We start from the raw sequence: 1,558 nt of genomic DNA on the forward strand, positions 1-1,558 counted from the left end.
GGGTGCGCAGCGCCTGCACGCGCGGGCGCCGGCGGGCGACATCGCGGCGCGGCACTGGTCGGGCGGCCCGGTGGATTGCCGAGCCTGCCCGTACCAGGCCCTGCGCCGCCTGCCCGGTGCCCAGGGCTGCGAACCCGGGCACGCCTGCATGCAGGACGCCTACGCGCGCCGCATCGATCGTTTCTTCCGCTGGCACCCCGAGCGCGCCGACGAACAGCTCGCGCACCCGTACTTCGAGGTGCGCGCCATCGCGGCGCGGCACGCCAGCGTGTTCCGCCTGCTGATGAACGACCCCGACGAGACCGTGCGCCTGCAGGTGGCCGCGCGCCTGTCGCCCGCGCAACTGGAACGCCTGATCCACGACCCGCACCGCGAAGTGCGCCTGCGCGTCGCGCAACGCATCGACCCGGCGCGGCTGGCGGCGCTGCGGCACGACCCGGACTACGGCGTGCGCGAACTGGTGGCGCGGCGCCTGCCACTGGCGCTGCTGCCCACGCTGGCCGGTGACCCCGAACGGCGCGTGCGCGAATGGGTGGCCGAGCGCCTGGAAATGCCCGCGCTGCTGGCCCTGCTGGCCGATCCCGAACCCGAGGTGCGCCGCGTGGTGGCGCGCCGCCTGCCCGAGCCGCTGCTGTACCGCCTGGCCGGCGATGCCGACTGGCGCGTGCGCTGGGAAGTGGCACAGCGCGCCGACGCCAGCGTGCTGGCTGCCCTGCGCGACGACCCCGATGCCGAGGTGGCGCGGGTCGCCACCGACCGCCTGGCGCGCCGCGCGCCGCTGCACCTGCAAGCCGTGGCCGCGCCGAGCGGCCATGCCCACCCGGGAGAACCGTCATGACCGACATCGTGCGCGACGACGACGTGATCGAGATCGCCTTCCCGCCGCGCTTCGCGTTCGGCGAACGGGTCGCCGCGCGCTCGGTGGTGCGCAACGACGGCACCTACACCGGCAAGGACATCGGCGACGTGCTGGTGCACAAGGGCGACGTGGGCTACGTGGTGAGCATCAACACCTTCCTGCAGCAGTACTACATCTACGCCGTCGACTTTGTGGAAACCGGGCACCGGGTGGGCATGCGCGCGCGCGAGCTGTGCACGCTCGACAACCTGCCCGACGACGTGCTGGCCCAACTGGGCGAACGCGCGGCCGCACTGGGCCGGCTGGGCCTGCCCCACCCCGAAGAAGAAGGAGCCCGACCATGAACGGCATCGAACCCCGCGCCGCCGCCTTCGCCTGGGGCCAGCGCGTGATCGCGCTGGACGACATCGTCAACGACGGCAGCCACCCCCAGCACCCGGCCGACGCGGTGCTGGCCGTTCGCGGCGCGCTGGGCGAGATCGTCAACGTGGGCCACGCCATGGAACTCAACGAGCCGGTCTACCTGGTGGAATTTGCGGACGGCGTGATCGGCTGCTTTGAAGACGAGCTGGCACCGGCCCCGCTGGGGCTGCTGCCCGAGACGGAGGCGCAGCCGTGAACACCGGCCGCCCGCTCCCGCCCACCCCGGCGTGCGCCCAGCCCGCCGCGTCGGCCGAGGCGGTGCGCGCCGTGGCGGCG

At 74.0% G+C, this 1,558-nt stretch carries 3 protein-coding genes; all 3 read left to right on the forward strand.

Annotation, left to right across the window (positions count from 1 at the left end):
- Nucleotides 1-13: 13 nt before the first annotated feature.
- The 3 genes from QQK43_RS23050 to QQK43_RS23060 are packed head-to-tail and all read left to right on the forward strand — an operon-like array spanning nucleotide 14 to nucleotide 1,478.
- Nucleotides 14-838, forward strand: coding sequence for a 4Fe4S-binding leucine-rich repeat protein (locus tag QQK43_RS23050; protein ID WP_284309622.1), 825 nt, complete (start codon nucleotides 14-16; stop codon nucleotides 836-838).
- Entirely contained in the window at nucleotides 835-1,203 is a 369-nt protein-coding gene (locus QQK43_RS23055) for a nitrogen fixation protein NifZ (RefSeq protein ID WP_284309620.1), read from the forward strand. The genes QQK43_RS23050 and QQK43_RS23055 overlap by 4 nt, the downstream gene beginning before the upstream one ends.
- A complete protein-coding gene (locus tag QQK43_RS23060; protein ID WP_284309621.1) occupies nucleotides 1,200-1,478 on the forward strand; it encodes a nitrogen fixation protein NifZ in 279 nt (92 codons plus the stop codon). Before QQK43_RS23055 ends, QQK43_RS23060 begins: the two co-directional genes overlap by 4 nt.
- Nucleotides 1,479-1,558: the final 80 nt, after the last annotated feature.

Origin of the sequence: Hydrogenophaga electricum, assembly GCF_030160815.1 — a bacterium.
GTDB lineage: Bacteria > Pseudomonadota > Gammaproteobacteria > Burkholderiales > Burkholderiaceae_C > Hydrogenophaga > Hydrogenophaga electricum.

Bases quoted from the DNA above. Each gene is read 5' to 3' on its own strand.
- QQK43_RS23055 (WP_284309620.1), top strand. From the start codon at position 835: ATGACCGACATCGTGCGCGACGACGACGTGATCGAGATCGCCTTCCCG.
- QQK43_RS23060 (WP_284309621.1), top strand. From the start codon at position 1,200: ATGAACGGCATCGAACCCCGCGCCGCCGCCTTCGCCTGGGGCCAGCGC.